The organism is Luteimonas panaciterrae, from assembly GCF_020511115.1.
GTDB lineage: Bacteria > Pseudomonadota > Gammaproteobacteria > Xanthomonadales > Xanthomonadaceae > Luteimonas > Luteimonas panaciterrae.
On sequence record NZ_JAJAVH010000008.1, the window covers coordinates 117,743 to 133,378 of the forward strand.

A 15,636-nucleotide genomic window follows, 5' to 3' on the forward strand; every position below is an offset into this window, starting at 1 on the left:
GCAAAGCAAACGGGCAATGGCTGCTATCGGCCAGCGGCATGGGCCTTGAGCCAGCTCTCTTGCTTTGCCATAACACTCCTTTTAACCCCCCAAGCAGGCCTAACGTTTGAATTAACCCCTGAGTTAAGCCGCGCCGCGAAGCGGCGTCGGCTTGGACGAATTGTTAGGCGTCAAGTGACGCAGCCAACGTGTTTACGATTCTTACGAGTCCCGATGCTGTCATGACTATCTCCGCGGAATACGTAAACCCCTCCCCAGTTACTTCACGCGAGACGACATCCGCGAACTTTTCGAGGTTTTGGAAGTATTCGAGGTCTTCGTTTTCCTCGAAGGTGCCGAGCACGCCGCCTGAGACAATTGCCGCTAGATCGTTGTGGGAGAGTGCCTTGTTGCGCGCATGGCGCAACTTTTCAGCAAATGAATCTAACTTAGCGCGAATCGGCACCAGCAGTGACTTTGCGGCGTCCTCCCACCCGCCATATGTCATCACATAGTCGATGCTTAGGGTGACATTGCCTGCCACGACCGCCTTATCGTGGAGCTTGGCAATTTGAAGTGCCGCGTACTCAACGGTGACGCTGCTGAGCTGTGCAAGCGCACAGCCGTAATCTGTCCGACGCAACTTATCAGCGTGAGGATTGTTGTCGAAGAGGTGCCTGTGAATCTGATTGGCGTGGTAAGCCCAGTCACAGAGCGCACAGAACTCCTTTACGACATGATGTGAGAGACCTTTCATTGACGCCTAACGCCCGAGCTAAGCCGCACCGCTTTTCGGCGGCGGCAAGGTCAAAATCCTAGAGGCTTTGCCGATGCCGCGAAGCGGTGTCGGCTTGAACGAATTGTTAGGGCTCAAGCCTTTGACCTAGCGCACTGGCAGTGAGTTCGACAAAGTTGGCTAAGTCCTTTGGATTGCCCGCGTCAAACATGTTCATGCTGTAGTCGCGCAAAAGATTGAGGGATGGTTGAATCTCGTCAATGTCTTGCTGGTTGTATGCGAAAACAACATTGCGCTTGCAGTCGGGAAAAATTTCACCTGCTTTGTCGAGCGTGATCGACTTGATCGCAGCTTGACCATGACGATTGCGCAGTTGATCACTCTTAACGCGGAAGTCGATTGTCTCAGTGATGTGCATCACGCCGTTTCTAGCAGCAAAATCTGCAAATAGCTTCGCTTCTTCCATGACTGGGAAGTTAGCGACTACCTTGTGCTGAGATATTGCGCTTGGATCTTCACTATAAAGCTTGGCCTTGATGAGGTGACTCTTGAGTGTTGCGCGTAGACGTGGCTCGCGTTTCTCGCGTATGGCAAGCGGTGGAACAATCAGATCCCTCAAGAGAAGCCGAACTTGCTCTTCATACGACTCAAGATCGCAAGCAAACTGGGCTAGCGGTGAAGCATGGACGAACGGCAAGCCGGAAAGGATTGCCTGGCGCGTAGTAGAACTATCCAAGCCCTCACAAATTGAGTTCCAGTCCTGGGAGAGTCTCCTAAGAATTCTTAGGTCAACGTTTGGGTCTAGCGCCCTGATCTTGTTGTAGCTATCAGTGAGGTGGACATCAAGGTTGCCGCGTAGATAGACGCATACGCCGATATTCACCCACTCGCCGCGCCGGGGGTCTGGAACGGCACGAATTAAGGAGTAATCAAAGACTTCCATTGATCAATCTCCTCCGGATACGCGCGAGGCGCTTTGTGCGGTGACGTCTCCACCACCGATCAACAATCTGGCGTTGGGGAGCGGGCCACCATACTACTGGAACGTCGCAGATGTTGCGACTGAACCAGTCGTCGTCGAGCTGGAGAAGCCTGTCAATCGCTGCTACTGCGTCGACCTGAGACAGTGGCTGCGTTTTCCTGAGAATGCGCTGGCAAAGGTTGGTTTTGCAATCGTGCGGTAGGTCGATCTTTTTGGAGGGCCAGCCCGTAACCAAAAGTGATCTGCTGTGATCTACAGCCATTAGATCAGCGCCAGCGAATGTTTGTCTTATCAGATAGTTTCCGAAGTGTCGATCAATGTTCCTGATGAATACATCAAACGCATAAATTGCTGAAATTGTCCCTAGAACTTTCAGCAAGAAAGCGGCGTCTGTGGTGAGGCGCGAAGCTGCCATTTTTGGAGGGAGAACACCGCTCTCGGCTCTAGAAGCAAATGCTTGCTCCCCGTTTGGGAGATTCGCTAGATGCCCCGTAGCGCAGGCAATTTGGCTCGACGCTGCCATTCTTGAGCACACAAGCTCAGCGACCGGCATGAGTGGGTTGTGCTTTTCAACCTTCTTCAGAATGTACGGCAATCCATCAAAGCCGATTCCGTAGTGTGTGCAATCAGCGGAGCCAAACGGAGCTGGCTCCGTTCTCTGTATGTCCACAGGTATGAGTGGTGGCTGTTGAGTCATGATGGCGATGAATCCGTCCTTGAGCCCTAACTACGATTAGACCCTAAAATGGGGCGTAGCAAAGATTCTTCTGCCTGCGATACAGGCTCGTCAATCAGAATTTTCTTCCAGGGAACAATGGTTTGCGGCGATGGGTCCGTGGCCGGGGGCATGAAACATTGATGGCGTTATCCGGCAAGGAGACGTCCATATGCAATATGACCGCGGGCCTGCAGCCCTAACCGAGAGTCCAGGCCTTGCGCGGGCGCCTAGGCTACTGGACGAAATTCGCCGTCGTTTACGCCTCAAACGCTACAGCTTGCGTACCGAGCACGCCTATCTGTAACCGGTCTCCACGAGTCAGCGCTGCCTAAGTATCAACTTGCCAATCATCGACTGGGATCAGCCGGTATTCTGAATCCCCGCCGCAATGCCATTGACGGTGGCGATCAATGCCCGCAGCAGTACATCGTCCTCGCGACCGGCCTCGCGCCATCGGCGCAGCAACTCCACCTGCAACAGACTGATCGGATCGACGTAGGGATTGCGCAGCCGGATCGACAGGCGCAGCCGGTAGTCGTCGGCGAGCAGCGCATCCCGGCTCTTCAAGGCGAGGATCGCTTCGCGCGCGCGCACGAACTCCTCGGCGATGCCCGGGAAGAACGTCGCGTGCATGTCGCCGGCCAACAGCGAGTAGCGCTCGAAGATGGCGAGGTCGGACTTCGCCATCAGCATCTCGACGTCGTCCAGCATCGCGGCGAAGAACGGCCATTCGCGCGCCATCGCGGCCATGGTGTCGAGGCCGTGGGTGTCGATGCCGTGGCGCAGGGCGGCGCCGACGCCGTACCAGCCGGTCAGGCCGGAGCGGTTCTGCGACCAGGCGAAGACCCAGGGAATCGCGCGCAAGGTTTCGATGCCGCCTTCGCGCCGCCGCGACGGGCGTGAGCCGATGCGCAGGCGTTCGATCACGTCGATCGGGGTTGCGGCGCGGAAGTACGTGGGGAAGTCCTCGCGCTCGTGCACGAGTGCACGGTAGTGCGCGCGCGAGACCTGCGCGAGTTCCGCGGCCAGCGCGCGCCACTGCCCCTCGCGCGGTTCCGGCGGGCGCGGGCGCAGGCTGGCGCGCAACACCGCGCCAGTCATTTGTTCGAGGTTGCGCAGCGCCAGCGCGCGGATGCCGTATTTGCGATGGATCACCTCGCCCTGCTCGGTGACGCGCAGGCGGCCGTCGATCGATCCGCGCGGGGCGGCGATGATGGCGCGCTCGGTCTTGCCGCCGCCGCGGCTCACCGATCCGCCGCGTCCGTGGAAGAACACGATGCGCACGCCGGCTTCGCGCGCGAGTTCCAGCAGTTCCACCTGCGCGCGCTGCAGGGCCCAGCGCGAGGCCAGCAGGCCGCCGTCCTTCGCGCTGTCGCTGTAGCCGAGCATGACGATCTGGCGACCGCCGCGCGCGGCGAGGTGTTTGCGATAGACCGGGTCCTCGAACAATGCGCGCATCACCGACGTCGCCGCTTCCAGGTCGCCGACGGTTTCGAACAGCGGCGCGACGTCGAGCGGGACTTCGCCATCCTCAATGCAATCGGCGGTGCGCGCCAGCGCCAGCACCGCCAATGCATCCGCGGCACTGCGGCTCATGCTGATGATGTAAGGCCCGAAGGCGTGCTCGCCGAATTGCGCGCGCAGCTCGCGCACGGCGCGGAAGACGGCCAGCGTTCCGGCTGCCGGCTCCACATTGATAAGCCCGGTATCGGGCACGACGGGCGCAGCACCTTCGATCAATGCGTGCAGGCGGGCGATGCGTTGTGACAGGTCGCGCGTCGGCCACTCCGCATCGTTTTCCAGCGCGGCCAATGCCGTGTCGTGTACGGCCGAATCCTGGCGCAGATCGAGCGCCGCCATGTGGAAGCCGAAGGTGCGCGCGCGCCACAGCACGCGCTGCAATGCGAAACGGCCGGCGTGATCGCCGCGGTTGTGGGCGAGACTGGCGTCGATGGTGTCGAGGTCGCCGATGAATTCGTCGGCGTCGGCATAGCCGTTCGCGGCGCCGCTGTCCGTCGCCGCCAGGCGGGCGCGCATCAGATCGAGGAAGATCCGGTACGGCATGTCGGCCAGGCGCGGGCGCAGCCGTGCCGCGGCTTCCGGCAGCAGATGGCGATAGCGGCTGATGCGCGCCTCGACCTCGGCATCGGCGGCGATGCGTTCGCGGCTCTGCGTCAGCACGTCGCCGAGCGCGCGCAGATCGGCGCGATAGTTCGCCAATGCCTGCGCCCGCTGCACGCCGAGCGCGGCGCGGATGGTGTCGGCGCCGACGTTGGGATTGCCGTCCATGTCGCCGCCCACCCAGGTGCCGAAGCGCAGCAGCGGCGGCAGTTCGATGCGTTGGCCGTATGCGTGCTCCACGGCATCGGCGAAGACTTCGTAGAACACCGGCAGCACGCGGAACAGCACGTTGCCGAGGTAGAAGCCGATGTGTTCGACCTCGTCGGTGACGCTGGGCTTTTGCGGCGGCGCTTCGATCGTCTGCCAGGCGGTGGTCAGCGATTGGCGGATGCGCTCCTCGTCGGCGCGGCGTTCCGGTGGCGTGCGGGTGCGGTCGATGTCGTCGATCAGGCGATCGACGATGGTGTGCTCCTTCAGCAGCAGCGCGCGCCGGATCGCTTCGGTGGGATGCGCGGTGAACACCGGTTCGACGCGCATGCGCGGCAGCAGGTCCTGCAGTTCCGCCAGTGTGACGCCGGCATCGCGCAGGTCGCGTAGCACCGCTTCCAGACCGCCCGGCTGCGGCGCCTCGGAGGTACGCTGGTAATCGCGGCGGCGGCGGATGCGATGCACGCGCTCGGCGAGATTGATCGCGCCGAAGTAGGCGGCGAACGCGCGCACCAGCGCCTCGGCATCCTGCAGCGGCACCTGTGCCAGGCGCGTGGCGAGCGCGTCGACCGGCTCGCCGTTCTCGCGTCGCGCGATGGCGTCGCGGCGCACGGACTCGACCTGCTGCAGGAGGGCCGGCGAGACCTGTTCGGCCAGCATCTGCCCGACCATGGCGCCGAGACGGCGCACGTCGTCGCGCAGCAGGGTGTCGTTCTCGGCGAATTCGAGGCGTTCGCGCAGCGGCGCGGGGCGGGACGTGGGGTTGTCGGTCATCGGCCGAAGGCTAACGCGTTTTTTGCCGCGCTGCAGCATGGCCGGACGGGCGGCGTCCGGATCGGGCTTGCTGCCGGCTCAGTACGCGAATTCGCGGAACACGCGATCGATGTCGCCGCCCCACTCGCCGTGGAACAAGGCCAGCTTGCGCTCGGCCGGCGTTTCGTTGGCTTCGGCGGCTTCGATCAGCGGCGCGAGGAACAGGCTCTCGTCGGCACCGTTGCGGTTGCGGCGCGCGCGGCGTTGCAGACCGGCCGCGGAAATCCTCAGCGCTTCCAGCGCCAGCTCGCGCACGGTGGCCTTGCGGAACGGCAGTTTCAGCGCCCGCTGCGGCACGCCATCGCGCAAGGCGTGGCGTTCGGCCAGGGTGAAATCCTTGACCAGATCCCAGGCGGCATCGAGCGCGGCATCGTCGTAGAGCAAGCCGACCCAGAACGCCGGCAGCGCGCACAAGCGATTCCACGGGCCGCCGTCGGCGCCGCGCATCTCCAGGAATTTCTTCAGGCGTACTTCCGGGAATGCGGTGGTGAGGTGATCGGACCAGTCACGCAGCGTCGGCAGGGCACCCGGCAGCACGGGCAGCTTGCCGTCCATGAAGTCGCGGAAGCTCTGCCCGCTGGCATCGTGATAGATGCCGTCGCGGTAGGAGAAGTACATCGGCACGTCGAGGATGTAGTCGACGTAGCGCTCGTAGCCGAACCCGTCCTCGAAAACGAAGTCCAGCATGCCGGTGCGATCCGGATCGGTATCGGTCCAGATGTGCGAACGATAGCTGAGGTAGCCGTTCGGCTTGCCCTCGGTGAACGGTGAATCGGCGAACAGCGCGGTCGCGATCGGCTGCAATGCCAGCGATACGCGGAACTTCTTCACCATGTCGGCTTCGGACACGTAGTCCAGATTTACCTGCACGGTGCAGGTGCGCGTCATCATGTCGAGGCCGAGCTGGCCGACCTTCGGCATGTAAGAACGCATGATCTGGTAGCGCCCTTTCGGCATCCACGGCATGTCCTCGCGCTTCCACTTCGGCTGGAAGCCCATGCCGAGGAAGCCGAGCTGCAATTCGTCGGCGACGGTTTTCACTTCCTTCAGATGCGTCGCGACTTCACTGCAGGTGTCGTGGATGCATTCCAGCGGCGCGCCGGAGAGTTCGAGCTGCCCCGCCGGTTCCAGTGTCACGGAGGCGCTGTCGCGCACCAGCGCGATCACGCGCTCCTTTTCCTCCACCGGCGTCCAGCCGAAGCGCGTCAGGCCCTTGAGCAGGGCTTCGATGCCGCGCTCGCCGTCGAACGTCGGCGGGCGCAGATCGTCGAGGCGGAAACCGAACTTCTCGTGTTCGGTGCCGATGCGCCAGTCTTCCTTCGGCTTCTCGCCCGCGGCGACATAGGCGACCAATTGATCGCGCGCGGTGATGGGCGTATCGCTGACGTGGCTCGGACTCGACATGCGGACTGCTCTGGCTGAGCGCCTGTCGCGACAGGCACTACGGTGGGGGACGATATGCGGGCCTCCCCCCTGGAAGGCAAGCGGCACTATAGCGACTGGCTTGCGAAACGGCGTTGTGAAGATGGGATACCGGTGTTCCACCGATGGCACATAGGCCTACAACCAGCCTTTCTGCCGCGCCAGCCGGTACGCTTCGATGCGGTTGCCGACGCCGAGCTTGCCGATCGCCTCCGACAGGTAATTGCGCACGGTGCCGTGCGAGAGCTGCAGCTTCGCGGCGATTTCAGCCGCGGACTGCCCCTCGCCCGCCAGCCGCAGCACTTGGCGTTCACGGTCGTTGAGCGGGTCGGCGTCGCTCCAGGCATCCACCGCCAATTGCGGATCGATGGCGCGGCCACCGCGATGCACCTTGCGCAGCGCCTCGGCCAGGTTCTCGGCCGGCGCGTCCTTGAGCAGATAACCGGAGACGCCAGCCTCCAGGGCGCGGCGCAGGAAGCCGGCACGGCCGAAGGTGGTGACGATCACCACCTTGGTCGGCAAGGCATGGCGTTGGATGCGCTGCGCCAATTCCAGGCCGCTCAGGCCCGGCATTTCGATGTCGGTGACCAGGACATCCGGCTTCAGGCGTTGCAGTTCACGCCAGGCACTCTCGCCGTCGGCGGCGGCGCCCAGCACTTCGATATCGGGTTCCAATCCCAACAACGCGGTCAAGGCGCCGCGCACCATCGCTTGGTCTTCGGCGAGCAGGATGCGGATCATGTCCATCCATCATACGACGCGTCGCTTGGGTGTTTCCGTGGCGGCGTCTTCTTCAACGGCGTCCTCTTTGAACGCGGCATCGGACTGCGGCTGCGCCGCATCCGGTTTGACCGGTACGCGTACCTGCAGGCGCGTGCCCTGCCCTTTGGGCGATTCGATCCGCAAGCTACCACCAAGTTTCGACACGCGTTCGCGCATGCCACCAAGACCATTGCCTTCATCCACGATGCCGCCGCGTCCGTTGTCGGCGATGCGCAATTGCACGATGCCCGCCTCGCACGCAAAAGCGATCTGCGCATGCGTGGCCTGCGCGTGACGGGCGATGTTGGTGGCCGCTTCGCGTATCACCAGGGCGAGGCTGCGTTCGATCTCCGGGGGCAGTGCCGGCGGCGCTTCGTACTGCAGATGCACCATCGACGATTCCAGCAGCAGTCGCGCCGAAGCCAACTCGGCGGCGAGATCGGCGGCACGGATACCGGTCACCGCGCTGCGCACCTCGGCCAGGGCGTGGCGGGCGACGCGTTCGGCTTCCTCCACTTCGCGGCGCGCGGCCGGCAAATCCCGCTCGAGCAGTTTGCGCGAGAGTTCCAGCTTCAACGTGATCAGCGACAGTGTATGCCCGAGCAGATCATGCAGGTCGCGACCGATGCGCTCGCGCTCGGCAGTCGCCGCCAGACGCCGCACCTCCTCATGGGAGAGCTTCAGCGCCACATCCTTTTCCTGGCTCTTGCGCTCCACGTTGACGATGATGCCGATGATCAACGTCAGCACCGGCACCCAGAGCATGGCCCGCAAGGGATAGTCCAACAGCCACGCCACCACGAAGAAGGCGGCGTTGAGCAACAGCAGATGCCACAGGTAGACGAGCAAGCGACGGTTGTAGGCGCTGCGCAGCATCACGCAGCCGAACACGAAATAGCTGATGCCTGCGGGATAGACCGGCATCAGCACCAGGCACAGCACGGCCATGCCTACCGCGTAGAAGTCGGAGGCGCGCCGCGATGCGAGCAAGGTCTTGGCGTAGAGCAGCACGAACACCGGATAGCTCGCCGCGGTGATCAGCGTCCATCTCCAGGTATAGCCGGACCCGAACAGTGGAGTGATGAACACCCAGGCCGACCATAGCAAGTGGACGCCTTCGATCCACGGCGATTTGCCCCGGCGCCTGGCTTCGGACACGGCGGAATCCGGCGCGGGAGTGAACCATGCAGAGAGGAAGCGAGGGATCACGGGCGTGGGCCGGCCGATCGATGTCGCGATGATGCCATCTCAGCCATGCCGACGCAGACGCCGCGCCGCCAGCAGCAGGAAGACGACGGTGAAGCCGAGCAATGCCAGGACATGCGGCCAGAGCGCGGCGGATTCGAAACCGACGGCCGCCTGCGACAGCTTATTGAGGTGATAACTCGGCCACAGCGGCGCCAGTTGCTGCAGGAACCGTGGCAGCACCGACAACGGAAACCAAAGACCGGAGAGGAAGGCCATCGGGAGATAGAGCAGATTCGCCATCGCCGGCGCGCCCTGGCCACTGACCAGGCAACCGAGCAGCAGCCCCATCGCGCAGAATGGCAGCGTGCCCAGCATGCCGGTGGCGAGCAGGTGCGCGATCTGCAGCGGTTGGAGCCGCACATCCGCGGCGAACACCGCCAGCACCACCAATAAACCGACGATCAGCCCTGCCACCAGCATCGCCATGATCATCTTGCCGAGCAGATACGCCGCCGGCGGCATCGGTAGCGCACGCTTGAGCATGAGCAAGCCGTTGTCGCGTTCCAGGGCCAGGGCGATGCCGAAGCCGAACAGGCCAGGCGCCATCACCCCGAAAGTCGCGTAGGCAGCCAGCAGGTAGCGTGGCGCATCAGGATTGCCATGCCTGCCGCCGAGGACGATGCCGAACATCGTGTAGAACACCAGCGGAAACAGCAGCGTCGGCAACATGAAACCGGGGCTGCGCAAGTAGCGAAGACATTCGCTGCGCATTTCCTGCAGGTAGGCCTGCAGCACGCGGCTGGCCGGCATCGATGCTTTCGCGGGCGTGGCGGCGGTCCAGTCGAACGTTTGCATCAGGCGGCCTCGCTGCGCGTGGATGCGATCGCTTCCGCTTCGCGGGTGAGTTCGGTGAAGGCTTCACCGAGGCCGGCGGCCTGAACTTCCAGATGCGTCAGCGTGCTGTCGGCGGCGAGCAGGCGTCGAAGCAGATCCTCGACGTGTTCGCTCGAGAGCCAGAGCCGCTCGCCATCCATGCGCGCCTCGGCCACTTCCGGCCAGGCACGCGCGGTGGCCGGATCGATCCCGCTGCGGCAACGCACGCGCTTGAGCGCGACGCGCGCGCGCAAGGCATCGACACTGCCTTCGCTGATCACCTTGCCGCGCATCATCACGCAGACGCGATCGGCGAGCGCTTCGGCTTCCTCCAGATAATGCGTGGTCAGCAGCACGGCACAACCTTCGGCGAGCAGTTGCCGGATCGCGGCCCAGAGTCCGTGCCGCGCCTGGATGTCCAGGCCCGTGGTGGGCTCGTCGAGGAACAGCAGCCGCGGCCGCCCGCACAGCGCCAACGCGAACTGCACGCGTCGCTGCTGACCGCCGGAAAGCTTGCCGTAGGGACGCCGCAGCAAATCCGTGACGCCGGCAAGCTCCGCGCTCTCCTGCAGCGTGCGCGGCGCCGGGTAATAACTGGCAGTGAGGCGGATCAACTCGCCCACGCGCAGCATCGGCGGCAGCGCCGCGCTCTGCAGCATCACGCCGATTCCGCGACGCGCCGACAAGCGCGACGGATCCTCGCCAAGAAGTTCCACCGTCCCCGCATCGGCGCGGATCAGGCCGAGCAGCAAACCGATCGCGGTGGTCTTGCCCGCGCCGTTGGGACCGAGCAGGGCCAGGAGTTCGCCGCCGCGCAGCGACAAGTCGACGCCATCCAGTGCCGGAATCTTGCCGTAGTGCTTGCTGGCGCCGCGCAGGCGCGCCAGAACGCTTTCATCGCCGCTCATCGTGGTTTCAAAGTGGAAGTCGTGGCGCCAAATTAGGCCGCCGCCCTCTTTGGAGGCAGTTGCGGCGATCAGCCATCGCGCATGACAAACGTCAGGTGAATAGATGGCCAACCTTGCGTAAGCTTGTCCGGCATCACACCGAGGGGGAACTCGGTTGGCGACCGCTGATGCATACCGCCACAATCCGTCTTTTCCCGTTTCCGGATCACGATGAATACTTCCGCCGACCTGCTGAAGGAACTCCGCATCGACCGCAAGGCACCCCCGCCGCCGCCTTCACGGCGCGGCCTGTGGACGACCTTGATCGTGATCGCCGTCATCGCGTTGCTTGCCGTCGGTGGCTGGCTGTTCTTGACACGTGACAAGGGCGTCGAGGTACGCACCGCGACAGCCGTGGCGATCGGCAGCGGCGGAGCATCGGCATCCGTGCTCGACGCCACCGGCTATGTGGTGGCGCGGCGCACGGCGACGGTTTCGGCCAAGATCACCGGCAAGGTGCGCGAGGTATTGATCGAGGAGGGCCAGCGCGTCGAGGAAGGCCAGGTGATGGCTACGCTCGATCCGGTCAGTGAAACCGCTGATCGCACGCTGGCGTCGGCACAGCTGTCGGCGTCGCAAAGCGAGATCGGGCGCGTGCAGGCGCAGTTGAAGGAGGCCGAAGTCAACGCTTCTCGGCTGTCGACGCTGGTGAGCCAGCAACTGGTGTCGAAGTCGCAATACGACCAGGCCGTCGCACAGCGCGACTCCCTGCGCGCGCAGCTGGTGACCGCGCAACGCAACGCCAAGGTCGCGTCGGACCAGCTCGCGATCGCAGACATCAATCTCGACTACACCGTGGTGCGTGCGCCGTTCGCCGGCATCGTCACCGCCAAGGCGGCGCAGCCGGGCGAAATCGTGTCGCCGCTATCCGCCGGCGGCGGGTTCACGCGCACCGGTATCGGCACCATCGTCGACATGGATTCGCTGGAGGTAGAAGTTGACGTCGGCGAGGCGTTCATCGGTCGCGTGCAGCCGAAGATGCCGGTGGAGGCCACACTCAACGCCTATCCGGACTGGAAGATTCCCGCCGAGGTGATCGCGATCATCCCCGCCGCCGACCGCGGCAAGGCCACCGTGAAGGTGCGCATCGCATTGAAGGTGAAGGACCCGCGCATCGTCCCGGACATGGGCGTCAACGTCAGCTTCCTCGAAAACGAAAAGCCCGCCACCGCGTCGCCGCTGCAGACACGCGGCGTGCGCGTGTCCGCCACCGCCATCACGCAGCGCGAGGGCATCAACGTCGCCTTCGCGTTAAAAGGCGGCGACGCTGGCACGGTGGAGCAGCGCGAACTCAAGCTCGGCCGCACGATCGGCGACGACCGGCAGGTACTATCGGGCCTGTCGGCCGGCGACGAGGTCATCCTGTCCCCGCCCGCTGAGCTCAAGGACGGAAGCAAGGTCCGGGTGGCCGGCGCGGACGCCGAAAAATAATTTCGAATCGGGGCTGCGGGATGTCGATTTCCCGTCCTCTCGATCGTCGTAGTGGTTGTGAAGGCCCGGCGGACGCCGGGAGCGGCATCGCTGGGGCTACGTCCTCCAGCCGAGCAATCAACAGCAGCCCCCTGCCGGGGACGTAGCCCCGGCCTACATTTGAGGTAGAGCGATGTCATCCCTGGTATCGATCCGCAATCTCACCAAGACCTATCAGCGCGGCCCCGAGCAGGTTGCCGTCCTGCACGGGCTCGACCTGGAAATCCCCAAGGGCGACTTCGTCGCGCTGATGGGCCCGTCCGGCTCCGGCAAGACCACGCTGCTCAACCTGATCGGCGGTCTCGACGTCCCCACCTCTGGGGAGATCGAGATCGAGGGCGAACGCCTGGACCGCATGAGCGCCGGACAGCTGTCCCACTGGCGCAGCCAACACGTCGGCTTCGTGTTCCAGTTCTACAACCTGATGCCGATGTTGACCGCGCAGCGCAATGTCGAGCTGCCGTTGCTGCTGACCAATCTCGGCGGCGCGCAACGCAAGCGCAATGCCGAGATCGCGCTGACGCTGGTCGGTCTCAAGGAACGTCTCGGACACAAGCCGAACGAGCTCTCCGGCGGCCAGCAGCAGCGCGTGGCAATCGCGCGCGCGATCGTTTCCGATCCGACGCTACTGATCTGCGACGAGCCCACCGGCGATCTCGACCGGCATTCGGCCGAAGAAATCCTGGAATTGTTGCAGCTGCTCAACCGCGAGCACGGCAAGACCATCGTCATGGTGACCCACGACCCAAAGGCGGCCGAGTACGCAACCCACACGTTGCATCTCGACAAGGGCACCCTGGTCGAGCAGGTGCGACGCGTGGCTTGAGACATTGACTCCCTCCTCTGCAACGCATGGGAAGGAGAACCTCGGAGGATTCCATGAAGTATCTCCATCTGGTCTGGGCGGAACTGTTCCGGCGCAAGACGCGCACGTTCCTCACCCTTTTCTCGATCGTGGCAGCGTTCCTGCTGTTCGGGCTGCTCGACGGCGTGCGCGAAAGCTTCGCAGAGGCCGGGCAGAGCGCGAACGGCGCCAAGCGCCTGCAGACCGGCGCCAAGCTGTCCTTCATCCAGCCGCTGCCGATGGCGCTCAACGATCGCATCGCGCGCGTCGACGGCGTCAAGGGCGTGGCCTATGCGAACTGGTTCGGCGGCGCCTATCGGGATCCGCATAACCAAATCTTCAGCTTCGCCGTATCGCCGAACTACCTCGACCAGTTCCCGGAAATCGACGTCGCGCCGGCCGAACGCAAGGCCTTCGACAGCACCCGCACCGGCATCCTGGTGGGCGAGGATCTGATGCGGCGCTTCGGCTGGAAGGTCGGACAGAAGGTGCCGCTGCAATCGACCATCTTTCCCAATAGCGACGGCAGCAAGAACTGGAGCTTCGACATCGTCGGCGTGATGCGGGCGAAGGACAAGAAGACCGGCGGCTGGTACGGCCAGATGCTGCTGATGCAGTGGAAGTACTTCGACGAGTCCACGCCCTACAACCGTGGCCAGACCGGCTGGTACGTGATCAGCCTCAACGACGCCAACCAGGCCGACCGCGTCGCCAGGGCGATCGACGCGCTGTCGGCCAACTCCGATCATGAAACCAAGACCCAGACCGAAGCGGCCGCCGCGGCTTCGTGGATGAAGCAGATGGCCGACATCGGCCTGATCGTCAGCTCGATCATGGGCGCGGTGTTCTTCACCCTGCTGCTGCTCACCGGCAACACCATGGCGCAGGCGGTGCGCGAGCGGATCCCGGAACTCGCGGTGCTGAAGACGATCGGCTTCTCCAATCACAGCGTATTGTTCATGGTGTTGGCCGAATCGGTATTGATGGTGCTGATCGGCGGCGTGCTCGGCGTGACGCTGTCGGTGGTGCTGGGACCGATCGTCGGCGGCCTCAGCAACGGTGCCGTGCAAATTCCGCCGGTGGGCTGGAGAAGTTGGTTGCTCGGCATCGGTCTGATGCTGGGGATCGGATTGCTGGTCGGCGCATTGCCTGCGCTGCGGGCGATGCGATTGAACATCGTCGATGCGCTGGCCGGACGCTGAGGAGAAATTGACATGAAGACATTTCTGCGCGTTTTTCTTCTCATCTTGACCGTACTGGTCAGCATCGCGGCCTGGTTGATGCTGCCGTGGTACATCCTGCTCGGCATCGCGGTCCTGTTCGTGCTGTGGCTGCTGTTCACCCGGCGCGGCCAACAGACCGGATCTGTCACCCAAGTTGGCCTCAGTACGCTGAAGCAGCGCATCGCCGCTTCCTTGGTGGTGGTAATCGGCATCGCCGGCGTAGTCGGCGTATTGGTGGCGCTGCTGGCGATGGCCGAAGGTTATCGGGAAACGTTGCGCAAGAGCGGCAGCGAGGACAGCGCCATCGTGATGCGCGGTGCTTCCGCGGCCGAGGTGATGTCCACGCTCAGCCGCGACAGCATCGTCGCCATCAACGACGCGCCCGGCGTCGCCCGTGACGCGCAAGGCCGCGCATTGATCTCGCCCGAGCTGATCGTAGCCGCCAATCTGCCGTTGAAGGACGGCAGCGGTGATGATGGCAGCGTGCAGGTACGCGGCGTGGGCGATCAGGCCTGGGCTGTGCGTCCATCCGTGAAGATCGTTTCCGGCCGCAAATTCGAAACCGGCCGCCGCGAGCTGGTGGCCGGCAGCGGCGCGCAGCGTCAGTTCGCGGGACTCGAACCTGGCCATGTAATCAAGCTCGGCAGCCAGGACTGGACCGTGGTCGGCATCTTCCATTCCGGTGATGCCATGGATTCGGAAATATGGGGCGATGCCGAAGTCGTCGCGTCCACCTATAACCGTGGCAGCTCGCGCAGCTCGGTCACCGCCAAGCTGAGCTCCGCCGCCGCGTTCAAAGGGTTCAAGGCTGCGCTCGCCAACGATCCGCGCCTGGATGTGGACACAACCACCACTCTCGAATATTTCAATAAGCAATCCGAACAGATGACCACCGTCTTGCGCGCGATCGGCATCGTGGTCGGCGTGATCATGGCGCTTGGCGCGGTGTTCGGCGCGCTCAATACCATGTACGCCAGCGTCGCCGCACGCCAGCGGGAAATCGGCACCTTGCGCGCAATCGGCTTCCGCGGCGTGCCAGTGGTGGTGGCAGTGATGCTGGAAACGCTGTTGCTGGCGTTGCTCGGCGGCGTGATTGGCGGCCTGCTGGCCTGGCTCATCTTCAACGGCTACACCGCCTCCACCATCGCCGGCGGCGTCGGCCAGCTGACCTTCCAGTTCAAGGTCTCACCACAACTGCTGTGGACCGGTGTGAAGTGGGCCATGGCGATCGGTTTCATCGGCGGCCTGTTCCCCGCCGTGCGCGCGGCGCACCTGCCGGTCACCGAAGCATTGCGCAGCGCGTGAGGCTGGCAACAGCACATCGCCTTCGCACGCGTACAGCGTGCGAAGG

General features: G+C 63.8%; 12 protein-coding genes. 4 read left to right on the forward strand and 8 right to left on the reverse strand.

Annotation, left to right across the window (positions count from 1 at the left end; all coding sequences use genetic code 11):
• Nucleotides 1–163: 163 nt before the first annotated feature.
• The 8 genes from LG367_RS11460 to LG367_RS11495 form a co-directional block, all read right to left on the reverse strand.
• On the reverse strand, nucleotides 164–736 hold the full coding sequence (locus LG367_RS11460; protein ID WP_226469388.1) for an AbiU2 domain-containing protein: 573 nt from the start codon (nucleotides 734–736) through the stop codon (nucleotides 164–166).
• Between the two features lie 106 nt (nucleotides 737–842).
• Nucleotides 843–1,658 (reverse strand): DUF3037 domain-containing protein, encoded by an 816-nt coding sequence (locus LG367_RS11465; RefSeq protein ID WP_226469389.1) that lies wholly within the window; start codon nucleotides 1,656–1,658, stop codon nucleotides 843–845.
• Nucleotides 1,659–2,775: 1,117 nt separating this feature from the next.
• On the reverse strand, nucleotides 2,776–5,517 hold the full coding sequence (gene ppc / locus LG367_RS11470) for a phosphoenolpyruvate carboxylase (protein ID WP_226469390.1): 2,742 nt from the start codon (nucleotides 5,515–5,517) through the stop codon (nucleotides 2,776–2,778).
• Nucleotides 5,518–5,595: 78 nt separating this feature from the next.
• Nucleotides 5,596–6,960: a glutamate--cysteine ligase gene (locus tag LG367_RS11475; RefSeq protein WP_226469391.1), complete on the reverse strand. Its 1,365-nt coding sequence runs from the start codon at nucleotides 6,958–6,960 to the stop codon at nucleotides 5,596–5,598.
• A gap of 156 nt (nucleotides 6,961–7,116) precedes the next feature.
• Nucleotides 7,117–7,719: a response regulator transcription factor gene (locus tag LG367_RS11480; RefSeq protein WP_226469392.1), complete on the reverse strand. Its 603-nt coding sequence runs from the start codon at nucleotides 7,717–7,719 to the stop codon at nucleotides 7,117–7,119.
• Between the two features lie 9 nt (nucleotides 7,720–7,728).
• Nucleotides 7,729–8,949, reverse strand: a complete 1,221-nt coding sequence (locus tag LG367_RS11485; RefSeq protein WP_226469393.1) for a sensor histidine kinase — start codon at nucleotides 8,947–8,949, stop codon at nucleotides 7,729–7,731.
• Nucleotides 8,950–8,988: 39 nt separating this feature from the next.
• Nucleotides 8,989–9,783, reverse strand: a complete 795-nt coding sequence (locus tag LG367_RS11490; protein WP_226469394.1) for an ABC transporter permease — start codon at nucleotides 9,781–9,783, stop codon at nucleotides 8,989–8,991.
• Complete coding sequence (locus LG367_RS11495) at nucleotides 9,783–10,709, reverse strand: ABC transporter ATP-binding protein (protein ID WP_226469395.1); 927 nt, start codon at nucleotides 10,707–10,709, stop codon at nucleotides 9,783–9,785. Before LG367_RS11495 ends, LG367_RS11490 begins: the two co-directional genes overlap by 1 nt.
• A 210-nt stretch (nucleotides 10,710–10,919) precedes the next feature.
• Between LG367_RS11495 and LG367_RS11500 the strand changes: the two genes are divergently transcribed.
• From LG367_RS11500 to LG367_RS11515, 4 genes are all read left to right on the forward strand, one after another.
• A complete protein-coding gene (locus LG367_RS11500) occupies nucleotides 10,920–12,179 on the forward strand; it encodes an efflux RND transporter periplasmic adaptor subunit (RefSeq protein WP_226469396.1) in 1,260 nt (419 codons plus the stop codon).
• A gap of 172 nt (nucleotides 12,180–12,351) precedes the next feature.
• Nucleotides 12,352–13,044: an ABC transporter ATP-binding protein gene (locus LG367_RS11505; RefSeq protein ID WP_226469397.1), complete on the forward strand. Its 693-nt coding sequence runs from the start codon at nucleotides 12,352–12,354 to the stop codon at nucleotides 13,042–13,044.
• Nucleotides 13,045–13,097: 53 nt separating this feature from the next.
• The gene (locus tag LG367_RS11510; protein WP_226469398.1) at nucleotides 13,098–14,264 is read left to right on the forward strand and encodes an ABC transporter permease; all 1,167 of its coding nucleotides are present in this window, start codon (nucleotides 13,098–13,100) and stop codon (nucleotides 14,262–14,264) included.
• A 12-nt stretch (nucleotides 14,265–14,276) separates the two neighbouring features.
• Nucleotides 14,277–15,590, forward strand: a complete 1,314-nt coding sequence (locus LG367_RS11515) for an ABC transporter permease (RefSeq protein ID WP_226469399.1) — start codon at nucleotides 14,277–14,279, stop codon at nucleotides 15,588–15,590.
• The last annotated feature ends 46 nt before the right edge of the window (nucleotides 15,591–15,636 follow it).

Excerpts from the sequence above, each read along its gene's own strand:
- LG367_RS11460 (WP_226469388.1), bottom strand. The coding sequence starts at position 736 with ATGAAAGGTCTCTCACATCATGTCGTAAAGGAGTTCTGTGCGCTCTGT.
- LG367_RS11465 (WP_226469389.1), bottom strand. The coding sequence starts at position 1,658 with ATGGAAGTCTTTGATTACTCCTTAATTCGTGCCGTTCCAGACCCCCGG.
- ppc (WP_226469390.1), bottom strand. The coding sequence starts at position 5,517 with ATGACCGACAACCCCACGTCCCGCCCCGCGCCGCTGCGCGAACGCCTC.
- LG367_RS11475 (WP_226469391.1), bottom strand. The coding sequence starts at position 6,960 with ATGTCGAGTCCGAGCCACGTCAGCGATACGCCCATCACCGCGCGCGAT.
- LG367_RS11480 (WP_226469392.1), bottom strand. The coding sequence starts at position 7,719 with ATGATCCGCATCCTGCTCGCCGAAGACCAAGCGATGGTGCGCGGCGCC.
- LG367_RS11490 (WP_226469394.1), bottom strand. The coding sequence starts at position 9,783 with ATGCAAACGTTCGACTGGACCGCCGCCACGCCCGCGAAAGCATCGATG.
- LG367_RS11495 (WP_226469395.1), bottom strand. The coding sequence starts at position 10,709 with ATGAGCGGCGATGAAAGCGTTCTGGCGCGCCTGCGCGGCGCCAGCAAG.
- LG367_RS11500 (WP_226469396.1), top strand. The coding sequence starts at position 10,920 with ATGAATACTTCCGCCGACCTGCTGAAGGAACTCCGCATCGACCGCAAG.
- LG367_RS11505 (WP_226469397.1), top strand. The coding sequence starts at position 12,352 with ATGTCATCCCTGGTATCGATCCGCAATCTCACCAAGACCTATCAGCGC.
- LG367_RS11510 (WP_226469398.1), top strand. The coding sequence starts at position 13,098 with ATGAAGTATCTCCATCTGGTCTGGGCGGAACTGTTCCGGCGCAAGACG.
- LG367_RS11515 (WP_226469399.1), top strand. The coding sequence starts at position 14,277 with ATGAAGACATTTCTGCGCGTTTTTCTTCTCATCTTGACCGTACTGGTC.